15 protein-coding genes are annotated in these 15,896 nt (G+C 51.1%); 9 read left to right on the top strand and 6 right to left on the bottom strand.

The features are described from left to right. Positions 1–102: 102 nt before the first annotated feature. The 8 genes from ACLPHM_RS10160 (at position 103) to thiC (ending at position 8,531) form a co-directional block, all read left to right on the top strand. Positions 103–918, top strand: a complete 816-nt coding sequence (locus ACLPHM_RS10160) for an IclR family transcriptional regulator (RefSeq protein WP_430221121.1) — start codon at positions 103–105, stop codon at positions 916–918. A 224-nt stretch (positions 919–1,142) separates the two neighbouring features. After that, the gene (locus tag ACLPHM_RS10155; protein ID WP_430221120.1) at positions 1,143–1,670 is read left to right on the top strand and encodes a 2,4'-dihydroxyacetophenone dioxygenase family protein; all 528 of its coding nucleotides are present in this window, start codon (positions 1,143–1,145) and stop codon (positions 1,668–1,670) included. Beyond that, positions 1,670–2,401: an SDR family NAD(P)-dependent oxidoreductase gene (locus ACLPHM_RS10150; protein ID WP_430221390.1), complete on the top strand. Its 732-nt coding sequence runs from the start codon at positions 1,670–1,672 to the stop codon at positions 2,399–2,401. The genes ACLPHM_RS10155 and ACLPHM_RS10150 overlap by 1 nt, the downstream gene beginning before the upstream one ends. Positions 2,402–2,455: 54 nt before the next feature. Next, on the top strand, positions 2,456–3,433 hold the full coding sequence (locus ACLPHM_RS10145) for a tripartite tricarboxylate transporter substrate binding protein (RefSeq protein WP_430221119.1): 978 nt from the start codon (positions 2,456–2,458) through the stop codon (positions 3,431–3,433). Positions 3,434–3,449: 16 nt separating this feature from the next. Then, the gene (locus tag ACLPHM_RS10140) at positions 3,450–3,908 is read left to right on the top strand and encodes a tripartite tricarboxylate transporter TctB family protein (protein WP_430221118.1); all 459 of its coding nucleotides are present in this window, start codon (positions 3,450–3,452) and stop codon (positions 3,906–3,908) included. Between the two features lie 21 nt (positions 3,909–3,929). Beyond that, positions 3,930–5,450, top strand: a complete 1,521-nt coding sequence (locus ACLPHM_RS10135; protein WP_430221117.1) for a tripartite tricarboxylate transporter permease — start codon at positions 3,930–3,932, stop codon at positions 5,448–5,450. Between the two features lie 25 nt (positions 5,451–5,475). Continuing rightward, the gene (locus ACLPHM_RS10130) at positions 5,476–6,195 is read left to right on the top strand and encodes an SDR family NAD(P)-dependent oxidoreductase (RefSeq protein WP_430221116.1); all 720 of its coding nucleotides are present in this window, start codon (positions 5,476–5,478) and stop codon (positions 6,193–6,195) included. A 422-nt stretch (positions 6,196–6,617) separates the two neighbouring features. Further along, complete coding sequence (gene thiC, locus ACLPHM_RS10125; RefSeq protein WP_430221115.1) at positions 6,618–8,531, top strand: phosphomethylpyrimidine synthase ThiC; 1,914 nt, start codon at positions 6,618–6,620, stop codon at positions 8,529–8,531. A gap of 531 nt (positions 8,532–9,062) precedes the next feature. Here thiC and ACLPHM_RS10120 read toward each other — a convergent pair. From ACLPHM_RS10120 to ACLPHM_RS10095, 6 genes are read right to left on the bottom strand one after another with little or no spacing between them, the layout of a single operon-like run. Then, a complete protein-coding gene (locus tag ACLPHM_RS10120) occupies positions 9,063–9,773 on the bottom strand; it encodes an ABC transporter ATP-binding protein (RefSeq protein ID WP_430221114.1) in 711 nt (236 codons plus the stop codon). Next, a complete protein-coding gene (locus tag ACLPHM_RS10115; RefSeq protein ID WP_430221113.1) occupies positions 9,770–10,525 on the bottom strand; it encodes an ABC transporter ATP-binding protein in 756 nt (251 codons plus the stop codon). The genes ACLPHM_RS10120 and ACLPHM_RS10115 overlap by 4 nt, the downstream gene beginning before the upstream one ends. A gap of 9 nt (positions 10,526–10,534) precedes the next feature. Further along, positions 10,535–11,413: a branched-chain amino acid ABC transporter permease gene (locus ACLPHM_RS10110; RefSeq protein WP_430221111.1), complete on the bottom strand. Its 879-nt coding sequence runs from the start codon at positions 11,411–11,413 to the stop codon at positions 10,535–10,537. 9 nt (positions 11,414–11,422) lie between these two features. Next, the gene (locus ACLPHM_RS10105; RefSeq protein WP_135866276.1) at positions 11,423–12,298 is read right to left on the bottom strand and encodes a branched-chain amino acid ABC transporter permease; all 876 of its coding nucleotides are present in this window, start codon (positions 12,296–12,298) and stop codon (positions 11,423–11,425) included. A gap of 26 nt (positions 12,299–12,324) precedes the next feature. Continuing rightward, entirely contained in the window at positions 12,325–13,548 is a 1,224-nt protein-coding gene (locus tag ACLPHM_RS10100) for an ABC transporter substrate-binding protein (RefSeq protein ID WP_430221109.1), read from the bottom strand. A gap of 49 nt (positions 13,549–13,597) precedes the next feature. Then, the gene (locus tag ACLPHM_RS10095) at positions 13,598–14,833 is read right to left on the bottom strand and encodes a metal-dependent hydrolase family protein (protein WP_430221108.1); all 1,236 of its coding nucleotides are present in this window, start codon (positions 14,831–14,833) and stop codon (positions 13,598–13,600) included. A gap of 135 nt (positions 14,834–14,968) precedes the next feature. Here ACLPHM_RS10095 and ACLPHM_RS10090 point away from each other — a divergent pair, with 135 nt between their 5' ends. Then, positions 14,969–15,895, top strand: a complete 927-nt coding sequence (locus ACLPHM_RS10090; protein ID WP_430221106.1) for a LysR substrate-binding domain-containing protein — start codon at positions 14,969–14,971, stop codon at positions 15,893–15,895. Position 15,896 lies beyond the last annotated feature (1 nt).

Below are 15,896 nucleotides of genomic sequence, written 5' to 3'. Positions count from 1 at the left end.
AATGTGGTTGGGGTTTTAGTACCTTAACCAGCAAAGAGACATCGTAAGCCGACCTCTGGCCATGACCAGCAGGTCGGCTCATACATTGGTTTACAGTGATATATGACTCAGCCTCACTCCGGTACGACCAAAGCGACGGGAACCGCTGCTTTTTCCAAATTTATCCATCTGCTGCAACTGGTTGCAGATAGTGCCGAGCCTTTAACCATCCCGCAACTGACGCAGTTGAGCGGATACCCGCGCTCTACGGTGTACCGTAGCGTGGGCGGTTTGGTATCTGAAGGCTTGTTGGTGGAGTCACTGAATGGCGAGGCCTATCAGTTGGGGCCACGTCTGGTGCAGTTGGCAAGCCGTAGCTGGGACCGATCAGAATTACGACTGGTCTCGGTGCAGGCCTTGCAAGCACTGCGCGATCAAACCAATGAGACAGTGCACTTGGCTGTGCCCAGTGGTGATCGTATGGTGTACATAGAGAAACTGGAAAGCACCAGTGCGGTGCGTATGGCGTCCTACATAGGTTCCAGCGTTTCTATGCATTCATCGTCGGTGGGTAAAGCCTATCTGGCGGCGTTGGGTGAACCCGAGCGTCAAGCGCTGATCAACAGCTTGTCTTACGAGCGCTATACCGAAAATACCGTGATTAATCCTACGCAATTGGCCGAACAGGTCAACATCGTAGAGCAGCGTGGTTGGTCGGTAGACGACGAAGAAAACGAAGCTGGTATTTACTGTTTCGGTGCCGTGATCTTAGGTGCTAAACAGCAGCCCGTTGCCGCCATCAGTGTTAGCACATTGCGCTTCCGTCAGGCCGAAGACCCTATACAGGCCTATGTGAAACCGCTATTAGAAACTTGCAAAAAAATCTCTCAACGTATTGCGCAAAGTCCTGCTTTGGCGGATAGCGCACATATCTGGTAATGCTAGGCGGCATTGTGCCGTTATCTTTCCTGGGGAAATCGGCGCAGGTGATGAACCTGCGCTAATTTTTTTTGGGTCTACCCAGCGACGCTTTGTAGTGCAAATCCTGCAAAAAAGCTTCAGGTTTCAATATTTTAGGGTTATCCCTAATAGTTGATAGGGAGAGGTAGTCAATAAAATTCTATCCACTATATGGACTAATTGCCCACAATATGGACATGAATATGACTACAGATACAAAAGAGTTCGGTGAGCTGACGCCTTACCAATACCCCAACCCTAAAGAAGCTTCGCCAGAAATCGTGGTTCCTCACGCTATTCCTGAAGACGAGCGCGTTTGGGTCCCTCAGGCAGAAAACGTGTGGTTCCGTCCGCTCTGTTTGAACGCCAGCCAGGGCTACTGGACTAACTTGCTGCGCGTGCGTAAATCCGGCGTGTTGAGCCGTCACCGTCACCCACAAGCGGTACACGGCTTTGTGTTGAAAGGTCGCTGGCGCTACCTAGAGCACGATTGGGAAGCCACAGAAGGCAGCTACGTATACGAGCCGCCCGGTGAAACACACACCTTGTACGTGCCCGAAGACGTAGAAGAAATGATCACCTACTTCACGGTGAATGGTTTGATGTACTACACCGACCCATGGGGCAACGGCGTAGGCTTTGAAGACGTATTTACCAAAATCGATATGTGCCGCAAGCACTATATCGAAGTAGGTTTGGGTGAAGATTTCGTAGATCAATTCATTCGTTGATCATGAAAAATTCCGTTCAATACGATTTTAGCGGCCAAGTTGCCATCGTTACCGGTGGCCGGGCTGGCATAGGCAAGGCTATCGCTGACAAATTGGCCAGCGCAGGCGCCACCGTTTCCATCTGGGATTTGGAAGCGGATGAGTCCCTGCCTTTGCACTATCGCGTTGACATCAGTAATGCAGAAGCGTTGCAGCAAGCCGCTGCACGCCTGCATGCCGATGCCGGACGCATCGATATGCTGGTGAACAATGCTGGTTATGCGGGCCCAACTACCACCTTGTGGGAGTACCCAGCAGATATCTGGCAAAAGATCATCGATATCAATCTGGTAGGGGTGTTTAACACCTGTAGAGCAATTGTGCCGTACCTGCTGCAACAGCAGTCTGGCCGTATCGTGAATATCGCGTCGCTAGCCGGTAAAGAAGGCACGCCTAATGCGTCTGCCTACAGTGCCGCCAAAGCCGGTGTGTTGGCGTTGACCAAATCACTGGGTAAAGAGCTGGCCACCAGCAACGTACTGGTGAATGCGATTGCCCCTGCTGCCGTGAACACTACCTTGTTGGCGCAAATGTCTGCCGAACACGTGCAGACCATGATCAATAAAAGCCCCATGCAACGTTTAGGAACCGTAGACGAAGTCGCTGAATTGACAGCGTGGTTGTGTTCGTCGGCGTGTTCGTTCAGTACCGGTGCAGTGTTTGATCTGTCCGGAGGTCGGGCTACCTACTAATCAGCCCGCATCGTTTTTCCAACAATAACTACCCCACAAATGCGAGACATAAGTATGCGTAAGCACAAAATTTTTGCCGCTTTCTCTTTGACTGTTTTGAGCAGCTTAGCGGCTAGTCCAGCGCTAGCAGCGTATCCAGAGCGTCCTATTCAAATGATTGTGCCGTGGTCAGCAGGCGGCGGCACCGATACCGTTGCACGTTTGGTTGCGGCAGGTTTGGAACGTGAGTTGGGTAAGCCCATCAACGTGATTAACCGCCCAGGCGCTGGTGGTGTAATTGGCCACACAGCCATTAGCAATGCGAAATCTGACGGCTACACCATAGGTTTGGCAACGGCTGAACTGGTGACGTACCGCTGGATGAAAACGTCCCCACTGGCGTACAGCGATGTGCAGCCTATCTCGCAAATGAACTTTGATGCGGCGGCATTTAGCGTCAACGTAGATAGCGAATGGGACAACATGGATGCGGCGTTTGAAGCCATCCGTTCCGAGCAAGTAGGCAAATACAAATTGTCTGGTATTCCTGCTGGTGCCGCCTACCACTTGGCGTTGGCACAAGCATTGAAACAAGCCGATATCGATCCTAAGAAAGTAACTGTAGTGCCTAGCCAAGGTGCCGCACCCGGTTTCCAAGAGTTGGCAGCAGGTGGTGTGCAGATCGTAGCGTCTGCGTTGCCTGAAGGTAAAACCATGCGTGATGCGGGTTTGGTGCGCACATTGGCAGTGATGGCTGACGAGCGTTTGCCATCTTTTGCCGATATCCCAACTATAGGTGAAGCCACTGGTCGCCCATTGGCAGCTGGTACATGGCGTGGTCTGGTAGGCCCTAAAGGTATGCCGGATGAAGCAGTACAAGCTATTGCTGCCGCCGCAGAAAAAGTGGCGCAATCCCCCGAGTTTCTGGAAGCCATGAACCGTGCTGGTTTCGGTGTGAAATGGAGCAACCCTGAAGAGTTCGGTGTATTCATGCAGCAATCCGACGAAGTGAGTGGTCAGCTGATTGCAGATCTAGAGTTGGTACAGCAGTAATACTTAGGAACGTAGCATGCGAATCAATGATGCATTAACTGGACTGATTTTGGCGGTAGGCAGTGTGTTGCTACTGATGTATGCACAGACATTGCCCAAATTATCAGGGTTGCCGTATGGGCTTGGCACGTTTCCATCAGTGATCGCATGCGGTCTGCTGCTGGGTAGTGTGGGGCTGATGTATTCAGGTCTGCGCCAATACCTGGCCACTAAAGGGCAGGCTAAAAAAGTACGCCAGCCACGGCTGGTGGCTTTTCTGTATGCCATGAGTGTGCCAGCAGCCATCGTGGTGTACATGGTGTTTGAGTCGTGGTTGGGCTTTGCACCACTGTGTTTTGTGATTGTGTTTGCCATGATTGGCTGGCTAACACAGCGTTGGAAAATGGCGGCACTCGTCGCACTCAGTACCACGGTAGTGATGTGGCTGGTGTTTGCCGAAGTCTTGCAGGTTCCTTTGCCAACCATGCCGTTCTGATATCACTACAAAGGAATAATTGTGTCTGCATTTCTTGAAGCTTTAGATCAGGTATTCAGCCTGCACGTCTTTTTGACGATTGTGGGCTCGGCCATTTTTGGTTTATTCATGGGGGCCATCCCCGGTTTAACGGCCACCATGGCAACGGCATTGTTGGTGCCGGTCACATTTTTTATGGGTCCTATACAGGCGATTGCGGCCATTGTGTCCGCCACTGTGATGACCTTGTTTGCAGGGGATATTCCCTCTGCTTTGTTGCGTATTCCCGGTACACCGGCGTCAGCAGCATACACCAATGATGCCTACTTGATGGGGCAGAAAGGCCGCCCCGGACAGGTGCTGGGCGTGATGCTATTGTGTTCCTCTATTGGGGGCATTCTGGCCATTATGGTGATCTCGCAATTCGCACCATCGTTGGCTCGCGTATCGCTGAATTTCACCAGCTACGAATACTTCTGGTTGGCACTGCTGGGCTTGTCCAGTGCGGTGTTGGTGTCTCAAGGGCAGCCGTTGAAAGGCTGTATCTCCTTGGGTTTGGGTTTGTTGCTGTCCACCATCGGTATTGATGCGGTAGTGGGTATGCCTCGCCTAACCTTTGATAGCATTGAGCTTAGTGCGGGTATTTCTGTGCTACCTACCATGATCGGTATTTTTGCAGTGACAGAGTTGCTGCGTAAATTGCCCAGCATGCGTTTTGCCCAAGAAGCGCCTAAGCCATTGAAGACTGATCAGGTGTTCAAAGGCACAGGCAAGCTACTGTACAAGTACAAAGGGCAAGCGGCAGGTGGTACGGCAGTGGGGACCATTGTGGGTATTTTGCCCGGTGCGGGCGCGGATATCGCTGCCTGGGTGGCCTATGCTATTTCCAAGCGCTTCTCTAAAACACCCGAAAAATTTGGCACTGGCCACCCTGAAGGTTTGATCGCTGCAGCATCGGCGAACAATACCTCCTTAACCGGTACGTATGTGCCTGCGTTGGTGTTTGGTATTCCGGGCGACACAGTCACAGCCATTGTGATCGGCGTATTGCTGATGAAAGGCATCACCCCCGGCCCTATGGTGTTCATCACCGAAGCGCCACTGGTGTACTCCGTTTACATCACCTTTATCGTCGCCAGTTTGTTGATGATTCCTCTGGGTTGGCTGGCTATTCGTAGTGCGGGTCGCGTGTTGTCCGTGCCTAGCAGCATCTTGTACCCCATTATTTTGATGTTCTGTATTGTGGGCGCGTACTCGGCAAACAACTCCATTTTTGATGTGGGCATCATGCTGGTGATGGGGCTGGTGGCGTATTTCTTAGAAGAAAACGACTTCCCCACTGCGCCGCTGATTTTGGCATTGATCTTGGGCCCGCTGATCGAAGAAAACTTGATGAAGTCCTTGATCAAAGCTGAAGGTGATCTGTCCATGTTCTATGACCGCCCGTTGGCCATGTGGCTGGGTGGGATCACGTTGTTGATCTGGTTCTTCCTGATCTTTGGTGGCGTTTTGCGCAAGTTGATCTTTAGAAAACCAGCCACGTCTGGCGCTGCCACTCACTAAAACGACTTTACGAGAAATAGTAATTATGAGTTTCAAAGAACAGCTCTTCCAAGGGCAGCATATCTTGGTGACTGGTGCTACACAGGGTATTGGTGCAGGTATTGCGAACTACCTGCACAGTTTGGGTGCGACGGTAACGGCGGCGGGTTTGGGCAGTACCGAAAACGTGTTGCATCCCGATATTCAAGTAAAGCTGGTCAACGTGAGCGATGAAGCGTCTGTACACGCGTTGTTCGATAACGATGAGCCTCTGCACCATGTAGTGAACTGCGCCGGCATTATCAAACGCCAAGCCGAGCACCAACTGGATGTGTTCGAGCAAGTATTGGATGTGAACCTGACAGGCACCATGCGCATCAGCAGCGATGCACGTGCTAAGTTGCGCGACACCAAAGGTTCTATTGTGAACATGGCCTCTATGTTGAGCTTTTTTGGCGGTGGTTTGGTGCCCGCTTATGCTGCCAGTAAAGGTGGCGTGGCCCAACTGACTAAATCATTGGCTATTGCTTATGCAGCAGATGGTATTCGTGTGAATGCGGTAGCACCAGGTTGGATTGCTACACCTTTGACGCAAGATTTGCAAAATGATCCTGTTCGATCTTCGGCTATTTTGGGTCGTACTCCGTTGAATAGATGGGGTACTCCGGAAGATGTAGCTAAAGCGGTAGCCTTTTTGTGCTCTGATGCAGCAGCCTTCATGACAGGTGTGATCTTGCCTGTGGATGGTGGTTACTTGGTTGCATAATGTGTCAAGTTACCGGCCTTTTCTGAAGGTGCCGTAAGAAAGTAAAAGAACGCCTGCAGGCTTTGTTTGCAGGCGTTTTTTTGGGGGCAAATGCAGGCAGAAAAAAGCCAAATACTTACATGATCGCTACAAAGGCAAAATATCAGGGTTTGTACTAGGTGGTAGCAAACTGCTCTGGTCATTGCACAAAAGCTGTTGCTATACTCGCCAACAGACGCAGGGGTACTCAATGAGCTTTTTTAGCTTTATTGGGTTGAGAGAGTCCCTTCGCACCAGTACGGATAATGCCGACGCTGGAAGCGCGTTCTGCTGTAGTTATATGCAGCATGTTGGGCCTCAGTGTGCACGGTTTCGTGCCTTCCGATGCCTGACGTAGGCAGAACTCCTCCACTCGGCTCCGGTTTTTTACTTACGGAGCTTCAATGAAAACCACTTCCCCATTCTTGGCTAACACGGCAACAGTAGACGAAGCCGCTATCCAGCCATTACCGTGTTCACGCAAAATCTATCAAGTAGGGTCACGCCCAGACATTCGTGTGCCTTTTAGAGAAATCACGCAGGCCGACACACCCACCATGCTTGGTGGCGATAAAAACCCACCGCTGACCATTTACGACACCAGTGGCCCCTACACTGATCCCGACGTACGCATTGATTTGCGCGACGGCTTGCCATCTGTGCGTCACGCATGGATCGAAGAGCGTGGCGATACTGAAGTATTGCCCGGCGTAAGCAGTGATTATGGCCGTCAACGTCAGGCTGACCCTAGCTTGGCAGACATGCGCTTTAACCTGACACGCCAACCTCGCAAAGCCAAAGCGGGCGCGAATGTCACACAAATGCACTATGCGCGTCGTGGCATTATCACGCCAGAAATGGAGTTCGTAGCCATACGCGAGAATCTGCGCCGTGAAGAGTACTTGGAGTCCTTGCGTAACAGTGGCCCAGAGGGTGAAAAGCTGGCTCAACGTATGACCTTCCAGCACCCCGGCGAGAGCTTTGGTGCGTCTATACCGTCCATCATTACGCCTGAATTTGTGCGCGATGAAATTGCACGCGGTAGAGCCATTATCCCTGCCAACATTAACCACCCAGAATGCGAACCCATGATTATTGGGCGTAACTTTTTGGTGAAAATTAACGCCAATATTGGTAACTCGGCAGTGAGTTCAGGGATCTCTGAGGAAGTAGAGAAAATGACCTGGGCCATACGTTGGGGTGGCGATACGGTGATGGATTTGTCCACAGGCAAGCACATACACGAAACGCGTGAATGGATTATTCGTAACTCGCCTGTGCCTATTGGTACGGTGCCTATTTACCAAGCGCTGGAAAAAGTGAATGGTAAAGCCGAAGACCTGACATGGGAAATCTTCCGCGACACTTTGATCGAACAGGCCGAGCAAGGTGTGGACTACTTCACCATCCATGCTGGTGTACGTTTACCCTTCGTGCCCATGACGGCAAACCGCATGACGGGTATCGTGTCGCGCGGTGGTTCCATCATGGCGAAATGGTGCTTGGCGCATCACCGTGAAAGCTTCATCTACGAACACTTCGAAGACATCTGTGAAATCATGAAAGCCTACGACGTGAGCTTCTCGCTAGGCGATGGCTTGCGCCCAGGTTCCACCTACGATGCTAACGATGAAGCCCAGTTTGCTGAGCTTAAAACCTTGGGCGAACTGACGCAAATCGCGTGGAAGCACGACGTACAGGTGATTATTGAAGGCCCTGGTCACGTGCCCATGCAGAAGATCAAAGAGAACATGGACTTGCAGCTTGAGCACTGCAAAGAAGCGCCTTTCTACACCTTGGGGCCATTGGCAACCGACATTGCACCAGGTTATGACCACATCACCTCAGGCATTGGTGCCGCGTTGATTGCGTGGTACGGCACGGCCATGCTGTGTTACGTAACCCCCAAAGAACACTTGGGTCTACCCAATAAAAAAGACGTGAAAGACGGCATCATTACCTACAAAATTGCGGCGCACTCGGCTGACTTAGCAAAAGGCCACCCCGGTGCGGCGGTACGTGACAATGCCTTGTCTAAAGCGCGTTTTGAATTCCGTTGGGAAGACCAGTTCAACCTAGGTTTGGACCCTGACACAGCACGTGAATTCCACGATGAAACCTTGCCTAAGGATTCTATGAAAGTGGCGCATTTCTGCTCCATGTGTGGTCCGCACTTCTGCAGCATGAAAATTACCCAAGATGTACGAGAGTATGCGGCTCAGAAAGGGGTAGAGGACGAAGCGGCTTTGCAAAAAGGTATGGAAGAAAAAGCCATAGAGTTTGTGCAAAAAGGCGCGTTGTTGTATCACGTGGAGTAAGTGAGAGGGAAGCATCATGGCTGGCGAGGGGTTGCTGGCCATGGTGTTTCTTGTTGCTGCTGTGAGGGGGTAAAAGCCCGCCTAGCAGCGACTGTCTGCCGTAGCTTTAGGCTGCGAAAGTATTTTTTAATTTGTACACCAAATAAAAAAACACTTCCATCCGCCTTCCCTTCATCGCTGGCTAGGGGCTTTGCGTTGGTGATTACTGATTGATATTTCTCTTTCTGTGACAGATGAGAGAAAGTGTTTTGGTTGGATGGCAAATCGGATGACTTGCTTAGTGCCTTACAGGGGCGTGTGGCCAAGGAAGCATACTCGTGCAAGCTATGTCGCTGCTGCGAATTTGACTGAAGCTCTATATAAGAAAGGGCAGTCAACCTATCAATAGCGGAATGCTCGGGGGGCAGAGGAAAACTTTTTTGATTTGGTGTCTCAAATCACAAAAAGTATTTCCGCAGTCCCCTAGCACGTGCAATGAATACTGACGTCAGAATTGCACCATCAGCATCACTGCTGCAATGCTGCATCCATTTAGGTATGTGTCTGCGTCCCCAAATACAGCTCCACCATCTCCGGATTATTCAGCAGTTCATGTGCGGCACCTGCTAACACCACTTTACCTTGATCCAGAATATACGCACGGTCACTGATATCCAGCGCTTGGCGAGCACGTTGTTCCACCATTAACACCGCCACATTCAGTTGTTTAAGCTGTACGATTACATCGAAAATAGACTGTATAAGTTTGGGTGCTAAAGCGGCTGTGGGTTCATCCAGAATGATGAGTTTGGGTGAGCGTATCAGCGCACGAGCAAAGGCTAGCTGTTGGCGCTCACCGCCAGAAAGCGTACCAGCCTGTTGAGATAAACGACTTCTCAGCGCAGGAAAGACGTCCAGCATTTCGTCTACTTTGGCACGGGTGACATGCTTGTCGGCCACCAATAGGTTTTCATACACGCTTAGCGTACGGAACACGTTGGTGACTTGGGGAACATAAGCTAAACCCTGTTCAATCCTGGCTTCAGTGCCTAGGTGACTGATGTCTTTCCCATAGAGCTGCACCGTTCCACGCGTGCGTGGCAGTAAGCCTAGTAAGGCTTTCAGAAATGTCGATTTACCTGCACCGTTAGTCCCCGCAATGGTGACAATTTCTTTATGGTTCACAGACAAATCAATGCCGTGAATAATATCCACATCGGTATAGCCGCCCGCTAGCCCGTCAATGGTTAGGACTTCGTTCATAGCACGCCTCCCATATAGGCATCTTGTACGATCTTAGAGTTCAAGACCTCTTCTGGGTTGCCTTCTGCAATCACCACTCCTTGATCCATCACATATAGCCGTGACGATAAGCTTTTGAGTGCTTGTAGATGGTGTTCCACAATCAGTAAGGCGATGCCCTGATCTTTAAGGCGTCTGAAAATGTCCATCATCTCGCCAATACGCACGGGGTTTACACCCGCAAAGGGTTCATCTAACAGAATGAGTGATGGCTTTTGCATGAGGACGCGAGCAAGTTCCAACAGCTTTTTTTGACCGCCCGATAATTGTGATGCAGGCAGGTCACGGACTGAGGTAATGCCTAGCGTGTCCAGTATTTGGTCAGCTTGGGCAGTACGTTGCTTCGTCGTGTCGTTCATGGTGCCGCGACGTAGCCACGCCGTCAGCATGTTTTCTTGTGAGTGATCTTGTGCGGCCACCAACAGGTTTTCTAGCACGGACAGTTTTCCAAATTCGCGTGGAATTTGAAAGGTACGGCACAAGCCTAAACCGGCACGTTTATAGGTGGGTTGATGCAGTATGTCTTGTCCATCGAAACTAATGCTGCCGGATGTGGCAGTGAGCTGACCGGCAATGGCAGCAAAGAGCGTAGTTTTACCCGCGCCGTTCGTGCCTGCTAGGCCAATGGTTTCGCCGGCCGCTACATGCAGGCTAGCATTGTTGACTGCCAGAAAAGGGCCATAGCTCACACTGACGTTTTCTACTTTTAGCATGAGGCTCTCCTAGTCTTTACGCCCGAACAGGCCTTGCGGGCGGAACAGGCTAAAGCCCATCAAAATCAAACCAATAGCACCCAAACGTATGTGTGCAATTTGTACGTCGGATACGCCAGGCAGGAAGTCACCAATAAAGCGCGAGCCTTCCAAAATTAATACCAGAATTAGGCTGCCAAATAGAGCACCGCGCATTGTCCCTACGCCGCCTAAGATGATAGACATCCAGACATAGAAGGTAATCAGGGCGATGAACTGTTCCGGCGAAATATAGCTGATGAAATGCGCGTAAAACGCACCTGACAATCCTGCTAAGAACGAGCCAAACATCAGGACTTTGATTTTGAAGGTAGAGGTTTTCTTACCTAAAGCAGTAACGGCTACTTCGTTGTCGCGAATGGCGCGCAAAATGCGGCCAAAACTACTGTGCTGTAGCAGGTAGACGGCCAACATAGCCAGTAATACCGTGGCGGCAATTACCACTGCAAACAAACGGTTTTGCGACAGGCTAGAAGACAGTGAGAATAATGGCGGAATAGAGGCTAAGCCTTGCACACCGTTTGTGAGCCAGTCTTCTTGTTGAATTACCAAACGCACGGTTTCTGCGAAACCCAGTGTGACAATGGCAAAGTAGTCTTCTTTTAGGCGTAAGGCCGCAAAGCCAATGGGAATAGCGGCTAAGGCGGCAATCAAGCCCGCCAACACCATGGATAATCCCACCGACATACCTGCGAGCGACAAAATTGCTGAGGCATAAGCACCAATAGCGAAGTAGGCGACGTGACCGAAGTTGATCAGGCCTGTTTCACCATATTGGATGTTTAAACCTATGGAAAGCAGGGCGTAAATGGCACCAATGATGCCAATGGATAATAAATAGGCTTCCATGCGAGTCCTCTAGCGGGTTTTTTCTGCGGAACCTAATAAGCCGGCAGGGCGAATCAGGAGCACCAGAATCAGGATGGAAAAAGCCGCAACAATCTTGTAGCTGGGGCCCACAAAGGCTACGGATAGCTCTTGGACCACGCCCATGATGACAGCGCCCAGTACCGCGCCAACGGGGTTACCAATACCACCCAGAATCACCGCTGAGAACGCAGGAATAATGAATTCCCAGCCGAACTCAGGCAGCAGTACGCTCTTAGAGGCAATCAGCACGCCACCTAGGGCAGACAGCACGCCAAACAAGCACCACAAGAACCAGATTAGGTATTTGGGGCGAATAGCACTGGCACGTGCGAGCTCTGGGTTATCCGCGATGGCGCGTAAACGGCGACCCAAGTTGGTGTAGCGGAAAATAGCAAACACAATTGCCAAGGTGACGGCACTGGTAAAGACTATCCAGAGGTCGGACGGCAAAATACGTACGCCATTGAAGTTCCACGCACGCACTAAGGGGAAGTCATAGACTTGCGGTTGGCTGCTCACGCTAAGTTGCAAAATACTGCGCATGAAAAACGCTAAACCTACGGCGGCCAACAGGTTCACCACCATGGGCGCACGGGTCAGTTTTCGGAAGATCAGTTGGTAACTGGCCAAGCTAATCAGCATGCACAGCAGCATGGCGCCGCCAACGGACAAGAAGAAGTAGGGCACACCAATGGATTGAAAGGCCAAAGCCGCATAAGCCCCTACCGTCATGGTGTCACCCACCGCAACGTTAGGGAACTTAGAGATGTCCAGCACCAGCGTTAAGGCTAGTGCTGGCAAGGCAATGATCATGCCTTCAATCAACCCGTTGATGACCAGATTAATTAACAAAATACTGGACATGTATAACAACGCTCCGGGGCGATCTATCAGTCAAGGGATACGGTGTCTACACGGTCAAACTGACCCTTTTTGATGACGTACACGCCAAAGTCGGGGTTGGAATCACCGTACTCGTCGAAGTTCAGTCGGCTGGACGCACCTTCGTAGTCAATCTCCTGACCTTGATCTAACAGTGCTTTACCTTCGGCAAAGGAATACACCTTAGTGCCTTCAGGGTTGGATACGGCACGAATCTGATTGCTGATTTGTTGTGGTGTGGCGTCTGGACCGGCTTTTTGGGCGGCTAGAGCCAAGCTGATCACCATGTCGTAGGTCATGGCGGCATACACGTTGTCGGCCAACTCGGTGTTGGTGGCTTTACGGTAGCGTTCGCTTAGGTCTTTGTAGCTGTCAGCGTTGGTATTGGAAACCGTATCAACGGAAATAATCCCTTCGGTGGCGGCTTCCCCTAGTGCTTGTACCAGTTCTGGGTTCGCAGCCCAACCGGGAATAATCCAAGCGTTTTCAGCGCCAGATTGGAACCATTCACGCAAGATGATGGTGGTGTCGGGCAGGTACGAGCCCATGACGATCACGTCGGGGTTTGTGGCAAGGACTTGTTGCAGTTCAGAGCGGTAGCTACTGCGGTTTGGTTCGTAGACTACGTTGGTCAGGACTTCACCGCCTTTTTCTTTCCAGGCTTTGATGAAACCATCGGTATTGCCACGGCCAGAGGCATTGTTAAATGCCATTGTGGCAGGGCGTTTGTAGCCGTTTTTCTCGGCGATCTCAGCAAACGCACGACCAAAGCGGTCGTTGGTAGCTTGGAAGCGCCAGACTAAATCTTTCTTATCCAACTCGGAAATAGCCGGTGCGCCAGAGACGTTCATTTCAATGATGTCGGCAGCGTCGGTGAGCGGCAAGACGGCAAGGGTAACGCCGGATGCCCATGTGCCCAAGATGGCTTGCACATGATTAATTTCAATCAGTTTTTTAGCAGCCAGTACGGCGGCTTGAGGCTGTGTTTGCGAGTCCTCGGTAATCAGGCGCAGTGAGCGACCTGCCATACCACCGGCTTGGTTGACCTCTTCAACGGCAATTTCCATTGCTTTGAGCATGTTGCCGCCGTAGGGGGATCCGGCGCCAGTGATGGGCACCAAACCGCCAATCAGCAGTTCATTGCTGGGGGCTTGCGCGTTGGCGTAGCTGCCAATGCTAAGGGCTGCACCTAGGGTTAGGGCGGCGTAGAGTTTTTTGTGGCCTTGTCTCATCCTGTTTCTCCTTGTTTGTATCATCTGTAATGGAGTGGTATGCCCGGGGTTATAGCTGGTTTTTGATCCATTCCCCGTTTTTAAGAATGCCTTTAAGTTGGGCGCCTTGGTTCAGCAGTACTTCAATGTTTTCCAAGGGGTTACCTTCTACAAAAAGCAGGTCGGCATAAGCTCCTGCTTTGACGACACCCAGTTGCTCCTCTTCGCGTAGTACTTTGGCGGCGTTAGTGGTGGCTGAACGTATGGCTTCCAAATTACCTAGAATGTGGGCACGTATTTTCAGCTCATTAGCTTGTTGATCATGGGTTTGGCCTAGTAGGTCAGAGCCAAAGGCCATGGTGACACCTGCGTCATGGGCAATGCGCAAGGCATGTAATCCGGCAGTGCGTACCCCGTCAATTTTGTGGCTAAGATCAGCAGGGAAGCCGAATTTAGGACCATCGTTAAACAAGGCGTCGTAGGTCACGTTGGTGGGCACTAAAATTGCATCGTGCTCACGCATCACCTTGGCGCTTTCTTCATCCAGCAAATTACCATGTTCAATGGTGCGTACGCCGCATTTCACTGCTCGTGAAATGGCTTCTGATGTGTAGGCATGGGCCATGACGTAAGTGCCGGCATTGCTGGCTTCTTCTACGATGGCGCGTAGTTCAGTCTCGGAATACCCCAAGAAATGTATAGGGTCGTTAGGTGAGGCTACCCCACCTGACGCCATGACTTTAATTTGCGTTGCGCCTTTTTGTATTTCTTCGCGTACGGCCAGACGCACGTTATCTACACCGTCTACGACACGAGCAATGGCCCCTAGACGATGGCTGCAAGCACAAGGTTCGATCACATCGTTACGTGCACGGAAGTCACCATGACCGCCTGTTTGGGATAAGGCTCTACCGGATGGGTAAATGCGTGGGCCTGTCACTAAACCTGTCTCGGTGGCTTGGGCTAACGAGAAATCTGCGCCACCAGCATCGCGTACTGTTGTAAAGCCGCGCTCGACCATACCTTGAAGAATAGGGATGGCCCTAAAGCTAATTAGAATGTTAGGAGTGAGGGCGTTACGGCCCAGATTCATGTCAGAGGCTAGCACGTGTACGTGGCAGTCAATCATCCCCGGCATCACCGTCAAGCCGCTTGCATCAATCGCATCAGTGGGGGCGTCGTCGGTAATGGATTCGATACGATTACCGTTAACGGTAATGCACTTGTTGGCCTCTAGTGTTCCTGTATGGGGATGCAAAATTGTGCAGTTTTTGAAGCGCAGCTTCGAGCTTTCCCGTGTATCCATAGCGTGTAGTCTCCTGTAGCCTTCGTTGGGCATTTTGTTCTGTTTTGATACGAGCAAGTAAACCAAGTCTTGTGATTGCCAGCAAACCAATAAAACTGGTGCGCGCATGAGTTTTAGTAATGGTGTGGAAGCATTATGAAAAAAGTTTGTCCGTCGACGTCTGAGCTGCAAGCCTTTGAAGCGGCAGCTCGTCATGCCAGTTTTACGAAGGCTGCTAATGAGCTATTTGTCACGCAGGGCGCGGTTAGCAGGCAGGTAGCGAACTTAGAAACTTGGTTGGGGACGACTTTGTTTTTGCGTTTGAACAACCGTTTAGTGCTGACCGAAGAGGGTGAGTTTTTCTTAGAGCAAGCCCAAGAGGCATTACGTATATTGGTGGAATCCAGTAGGCATGTAATGTCGGGAAAAGGGCAACGTCAGTACGTGACTATCTCGGTGCCACCTACGCTGACCATACGTTTACTCATGCGGTTGTTAGTGGATTTTTATCAGGCCTATCCGTCGATTCGGTTGAACTTTCCACCCTACGAGCACTTGGATGACTTCAGACAGAATGAAGAAGTGGATGTGTCCATTCAGTATGGTGAGGGTGAATGGCCGGGCATGGTGACCAGCTATATGGTAGGTAAGGAGCAGGCGGTGATTTGTGCCCCCAGTTATGCCCAAGAGCTAGAGCTGGATTCCCCTGATCGCCTCATGAAAGCCACCTTATTGCAGCACTTTAATGTGCCGCAAGCGTGGGTGCAGTGGTTTAGAGAAAACCGGCTGCCCATTGCGACGGCACATATAGGCCCAAGTTTTAGTCAGTATGAAATGATTATTCAGGCGGCACGCTTGGGGATGGGAGTAGGGTTGGTGCCGCGCTGTTTGGTGTCTGACGAATTGCGCAATAAGACTGAGTTGGTAGAGCCAGTGCCTACCTGCCAATTAGCACGCCAAGGGTATTTTCTGTGCGTGCGCAAAGAGCGTAGCGAAGACAAAGCCGTGCGTACGGTAGTGGAATGGATGCGTGGCTTGGATTTTGGGCCGTTCATCAGCCCCAATCCGGCTTGGGACGAATGAA

The organism is Paenalcaligenes sp. Me131 (assembly GCF_050487225.1).
GTDB lineage: Bacteria > Pseudomonadota > Gammaproteobacteria > Burkholderiales > Burkholderiaceae_B > Paenalcaligenes.
This window is presented reverse-complemented; position numbering and strand designations above follow the sequence as displayed.

Coding starts and splice junctions, on each gene's coding strand:
- ACLPHM_RS10160 (WP_430221121.1), top strand. CDS start 103: ATGACTCAGCCTCACTCCGGTACGACCAAAGCGACGGGAACCGCTGCT.
- ACLPHM_RS10155 (WP_430221120.1), top strand. CDS start 1,143: ATGACTACAGATACAAAAGAGTTCGGTGAGCTGACGCCTTACCAATAC.
- ACLPHM_RS10145 (WP_430221119.1), top strand. CDS start 2,456: ATGCGTAAGCACAAAATTTTTGCCGCTTTCTCTTTGACTGTTTTGAGC.
- ACLPHM_RS10140 (WP_430221118.1), top strand. CDS start 3,450: ATGCGAATCAATGATGCATTAACTGGACTGATTTTGGCGGTAGGCAGT.
- ACLPHM_RS10130 (WP_430221116.1), top strand. CDS start 5,476: ATGAGTTTCAAAGAACAGCTCTTCCAAGGGCAGCATATCTTGGTGACT.
- thiC (WP_430221115.1), top strand. CDS start 6,618: ATGAAAACCACTTCCCCATTCTTGGCTAACACGGCAACAGTAGACGAA.
- ACLPHM_RS10120 (WP_430221114.1), bottom strand. CDS start 9,773: ATGAACGAAGTCCTAACCATTGACGGGCTAGCGGGCGGCTATACCGAT.
- ACLPHM_RS10115 (WP_430221113.1), bottom strand. CDS start 10,525: ATGCTAAAAGTAGAAAACGTCAGTGTGAGCTATGGCCCTTTTCTGGCA.
- ACLPHM_RS10110 (WP_430221111.1), bottom strand. CDS start 11,413: ATGGAAGCCTATTTATTATCCATTGGCATCATTGGTGCCATTTACGCC.
- ACLPHM_RS10105 (WP_135866276.1), bottom strand. CDS start 12,298: ATGTCCAGTATTTTGTTAATTAATCTGGTCATCAACGGGTTGATTGAA.
- ACLPHM_RS10100 (WP_430221109.1), bottom strand. CDS start 13,548: ATGAGACAAGGCCACAAAAAACTCTACGCCGCCCTAACCCTAGGTGCA.
- ACLPHM_RS10095 (WP_430221108.1), bottom strand. CDS start 14,833: ATGGATACACGGGAAAGCTCGAAGCTGCGCTTCAAAAACTGCACAATT.
- ACLPHM_RS10090 (WP_430221106.1), top strand. CDS start 14,969: ATGAAAAAAGTTTGTCCGTCGACGTCTGAGCTGCAAGCCTTTGAAGCG.